The organism is Hydrogenophaga sp. (assembly GCF_051007235.1).
Classification (GTDB): domain Bacteria; phylum Pseudomonadota; class Gammaproteobacteria; order Burkholderiales; family Burkholderiaceae_C; genus Hydrogenophaga.
In genome coordinates, this window is record NZ_JBPCSJ010000565.1 from 1 (window position 1) to 4,747 (window position 4,747).

Consider the following 4,747-nt stretch of genomic DNA (forward strand, 5'->3'; position numbering starts at 1 on the left):
ACCGGCGGGATGTAGATTTCGGCCAGCTTCTCGGAGGCGCCGATGATCAACCCACCGACGATGGCGCCCGGCACCGATGTGAACCCGCCGAGGATCAGCACCGGCAGTGCCTTGAGCGCCGTGAACGTGAGCGCAAACTGGACGCCATTGCGCGCACCCCACATCATGCCGGCGACCAGCGCGACGAACCCGGCGACACCCCAGACGATGGCCCAGATATGCTGCAGCGGGATGCCGATCGACAGCGCCGCCTGGTGGTCGTCGGCCACTGCGCGCAGGGCGCGGCCGGTGCTGGTCTTCTGGAAGAACAGCGACAGGGCGGCCACCAGGATGGCCGCGATGACGGCCGCGATGATGTCCTCCTGGTTCACCAGCACGCCGCCTTCGAACACGCTCTCGAACAGGAACACCGGGTCCTTGGGCATGCCGACGTCGATCGGGTAGATGTCGCTGCCGAAGATGGTCTGGCCCAGGCCGTCGAGGAAGTAGGTGATGCCCAGCGTGGCCATCAGCAGCGTCACGCCTTCCTGGTTCACCAGGTGGCGCAGCACCAGCCGCTCAATGAGCCAGGCCAGGATGAACATGCAGCCGGCGGCGATGAAGAAGGCGATGATGTTCCCCAGCAGCTTGCTTTCCAGCCCCAGCCACTGCGGGATCCACTCGGAGAAACGGGCCATCGCCAGCGCGGCGAACAGAACCATCGCGCCTTGAGCAAAGTTGAAGACGCCCGAGGCCTTGAAGATCAGCACGAAGCCCAGTGCCACCAGCGAATAGAGCATGCCGGCCATCAGGCCGCCGAGCAGTGTTTCCAGAAAGAATCCCATGGTGTGTCTCCGCGTTCAGTGTGAGGTGCCCAGATAGGCACTGATCACTTCTTCGTTGTTGCGCACTTCGTCGGGGGTGCCATCGCCGATCTTCTTGCCGTAGTCCAGCACCACGACACGGTCGGAGATGTCCATCACCACGCCCATGTCGTGCTCGATCAGCACGATGGTGGTGCCGAACTCGTCGTTCACGTCCAGGATGAAGCGGCTCATGTCCTGCTTCTCTTCCAGGTTCATGCCGGCCATGGGTTCGTCCAGCAGCAACACCTGCGGCTCCATGGCCAGGGCGCGGCCCAGGTCGACGCGCTTTTGCAGGCCGTAGGGCAGCTGGCCCACCGGGGTCTTGCGGAAGGCCTGGATCTCCAGGAAGTCGATGATGTGCTCGACGAACTCGCGGTGCTGTTCCTCTTCGCGCTGGGCCGGACCGATGCGCAGCGCTTGCAGGAAGAGGTTGCTCTTCATGCGCAGGTTGCGGCCGGTCATGATGTTGTCGATCACGCTCATGCCCTTGAACAGCGCCAGGTTCTGGAAGGTGCGGGCGATGCCCATCTCGGCCACCTGCCGGCTGTTCATGTGCTTGAAGTTCTGGCCGCGGAAGGTGACGCTGCCTTCTTGCGGCGAGTACACGCCGTTGATGCAGTTGAGCATCGAGCTCTTGCCGGCGCCGTTGGGGCCGATGATGGCGCGCACCTCGTGTTCCTTCACATTGAAGGAAATGTCGGTCAGTGCCTTGACGCCGCCAAAGCGCAGGCTGATGTTCTGGACGTCAAGGATGACGTCGCCGATTTTCTTGGTCATTGAGCCCCCACGCTGGTCATTTCATGTACTGCGCCGCCCCCCAGGGGGGCTTTCGCAACTTGGAGCGGTCCTGCGTTGCTCATGCTGCGGCCTTCACGGGTGCAAACGTCTTGGCATCGCCGATCTTCAGCGTGGCGCTCACGCTGCCGGTGCGGCCGTCTTCGAACTTGACCTGGGTTTCGATGTACTGCTCGCTCTTGCCGCTGTAGAGCGCGTCCACCAGGGCGCTGTACTTGTCCGCGATGAAGCCGCGGCGGACCTTGTTGGTGCGGGTGAGTTCGCCGTCGTCGGCGTCCAGTTCCTTGTGCAGCACCAGGAAGCGGCTGATCTGGCTGCCGGCCAGCAGGGTGTCGCGGCTGAGGTCGGCGTTGACCTTCTCCACGCAGTCGCGGATCAGCTCATACACCTCGGGTTTGCCGGCCAGGTCGGTGTACCCGGCGTAGGGCAGGTTGCGGCGCTCGGCCCAGTTGCCCACGGCCTCGAAGTCGATGTTGACCATCACGCAGACCTTCTCGCGCTGGTCGCCGTAGGCCACCACTTCCTTGATCTGCGAGAAGAACTTGAGCTTGTTCTCGACGTACTTGGGCGCGAACATGGCGCCGTCGTTGGCGCCGCCCTTGATGCGGCCCACGTCCTTGACGCGGTCGATGATCTTGAGGTGGCCCGAAGCGTCGATGAAGCCGGCGTCGCTGGTGTGGTACCAGCCGTCCGCGGTCAGCACCTCCTCGGTGGCCTTGGGGTTCTTGTAGTACTCCTTGAGCAGGCCGGGCGACTTCACCAGGATCTCGCCGGACTCGGACAGCTTGATCTCCACGCCCTCGCAGGGCACGCCCACGGTGTCGGCGCGCGCTTCGTGGTCGGGCTGCAGGCAGACGAACACGGCGGTTTCGGTCGAGCCGTAGAGCTGCTTGAGGTTGATGCCGATGCTGCGGTAGAAGCTGAACAGGTCGGGGCCGATGGCTTCGCCGGCGGTGTAGGCCACGCGCACACGGCTCATGCCCAGGCTGTTGCGCAGCGGGCCGTAGACGAAGAGGTTGCCCAGCGCGTACTTGAGGTTGTCCACCAGACCGACCGACTTGCCATCCATCTTGGCCGGACCGATGCGGCGCGCCACGTCCATGAAGGTGTGGAACATCTTGCGCTTGAGCGCGCCCGCGTCTTCCATGCGGATCATCACCGTGGTGAGCAGGCCTTCGAACACCCGCGGCGGCGCGAAGTAGTAGGTGGGGCCCACTTCCTTGAGGTCGATGGTGACGGTGGCGCCCGACTCGGGGCAGTTCACCACGTAACCGGCCACCAGCCACTGCGCGTAGCTGAAGATGTTCTGACCGATCCAGGCCGGCGGCAGGTAGGCCAGCACTTCGTCCTTTTCGGTCAGCTTGTCAAAGCGTGCACCCACGTCGGCGCGGTCGATCAGCGTGCTGTGCGTGTGCACCACACCCTTGGGGTTGCCGGTCGTGCCCGAGGTGAAGAACATCGCGGCCACGTCGGCCGGCTGGGCTTTCTCGATCTCTTCCTTGAAGAAGTCGGGGTGGGCCTTGGCGAAGGCCTGGCCCGCGCCCACCAGCTCTTCCAGGCCACCCAGGCCGGGCTGGTCGTAGTTGCGCAGGCCGCGCGGGTCGTCGTAGAAGATGTGCTGCAACTGCGGGCACTGCGGCTGGATCTCCAGCATTTTGTCGACCTGTTCCTGGTCTTCCACCACTGCGAAGCGCACCTCGGCGTTGTTGATGGGGAACACGCATTCGCCACCCACCGCGTCCTGGTACAGCGGGATCGGGATCGCGCCCAGCGACTGCGCGGCCAGCATGGTCGCGTACAGCCGCGGGCGGTTGGCGCCGATGACCACCATGTGCTCGCCGCGGGTCAGGCCGGCCTGGTGCAGGCCGCAGGCAATCGCCTGGACCAGCTGCGCCATGGCCGACCAGCTGGTGGTCTGCCAGATACCGTATTCCTTTTCGCGCATGGCGGGAGCGTCGGGGCGCCGGGCCGCGTGGTCCAGCAACAGCCGGGGGAACGTCGTTTGCATGGGGCTTGTCTCCTTGGGTCTTCCGCCGCCCAAAGGGGGCTGGAAGACGGTCACCGTCCGATACCGATGGGGCGGATAGTAGGCCGATGTTTGACGTTATGTTGTCGGTGCGACGACAATTGAGGGGTCAACCCAGCTAGGACTTTCCCTAGGCCGCCAGCCGTCCTTCCCCAGCCCCATGGCCTTTCCTCACCCCGTCCGATCCGGCTCCGCGCTGCGCGCCAGCGCGCGGCCTGCGTCCGCCAGCGAGCTGTCGGAAATTCCCTGGCTCAAGGGCCTGACCGACGAAGAGCGCCAGCGCGCGCTGGACGCGGTGGTGGTCAGCGAGGTGCAGGTGGGCGAATTCATCTGCCGCATCGGCCGCCCCGCCACCTACTGGTTTGGCCTGCTCGACGGTCTGCTCAAGATGAGCAACGACGATTCGCAAGGCGCGGTCATCACCTTCACCGGCGTGGCGCCCGGCGGCTGGTTCGGCGAAGGCACGGTGCTCAAGCGCGAGCACTACCGCTACAACATCCAGGCCCTGCGCAAGAGCCGCGCAGCGGGCCTGCCGGTGGACACCTTCCACTGGCTGCTGGACCACTCCATCGGCTTCAACCGTTTCGTGATGAACCAGCTCAACGAGCGCCTGGGCCAGTTCATCGCTGCGCGCGAGATCGACCGCATCAACAACCCCGATCTGCGCGTCGCCCGCAACCTGGCCGCGCTGTTCCACCCGCTGCTCTCGCCCAACGTCGGCGGCGTGCTGCGCATCACCCAGCAGGAACTGGCCTACCTGGTGGGTCTGTCGCGCCAGCGCGTGAACGAAGCGCTGACCACGCTGTCGGCCAAGGGCTGGATCCGCGTGGAGTACGGCGGGCTGCGGGTGCTGGATCTGCAGGCGCTGCGCAGCGGAGAGCTCTGAATCCGAACGCTGTCGTGGGATCATCGGCGCATGACCGAAAAGCCCAAGACCCTGCAACTCAAACCCAAGTCGGTGGCGGACAAGCCCGCTGCGCCCCGTGCGCCCGTTCGTCCGCGGGGACCGGCCCGGGCACGCCCCCTTTCGGAAGTGCAGGCCGAACGCGCCGCACGCGATGCCGCCTGGGCGGCCTACAAC

4 protein-coding genes are annotated in these 4,747 nt (G+C 65.2%); 1 reads left to right on the top strand and 3 read right to left on the bottom strand.

Annotated features, from left to right (window positions below):
• From ACR2JA_RS20025 to ACR2JA_RS20035, 3 genes are all read right to left on the bottom strand, one after another.
• Positions 1-824: branched-chain amino acid ABC transporter permease (locus ACR2JA_RS20025; RefSeq protein ID WP_434010815.1), on the bottom strand; the 824-nt coding region annotated here is incomplete at its 3' end.
• A gap of 15 nt (positions 825-839) precedes the next feature.
• On the bottom strand, positions 840-1,622 hold the full coding sequence (locus tag ACR2JA_RS20030; protein ID WP_434010816.1) for an ABC transporter ATP-binding protein: 783 nt from the start codon (positions 1,620-1,622) through the stop codon (positions 840-842).
• 79 nt (positions 1,623-1,701) lie between these two features.
• The gene (locus ACR2JA_RS20035) at positions 1,702-3,648 is read right to left on the bottom strand and encodes an AMP-dependent synthetase/ligase (RefSeq protein WP_434010817.1); all 1,947 of its coding nucleotides are present in this window, start codon (positions 3,646-3,648) and stop codon (positions 1,702-1,704) included.
• A 178-nt stretch (positions 3,649-3,826) separates the two neighbouring features.
• On the opposite strand from ACR2JA_RS20035, the gene ACR2JA_RS20040 reads away from it, so the two are divergent.
• On the top strand, positions 3,827-4,552 hold the full coding sequence (locus ACR2JA_RS20040; protein WP_434010818.1) for a Crp/Fnr family transcriptional regulator: 726 nt from the start codon (positions 3,827-3,829) through the stop codon (positions 4,550-4,552).
• The last annotated feature ends 195 nt before the right edge of the window (positions 4,553-4,747 follow it).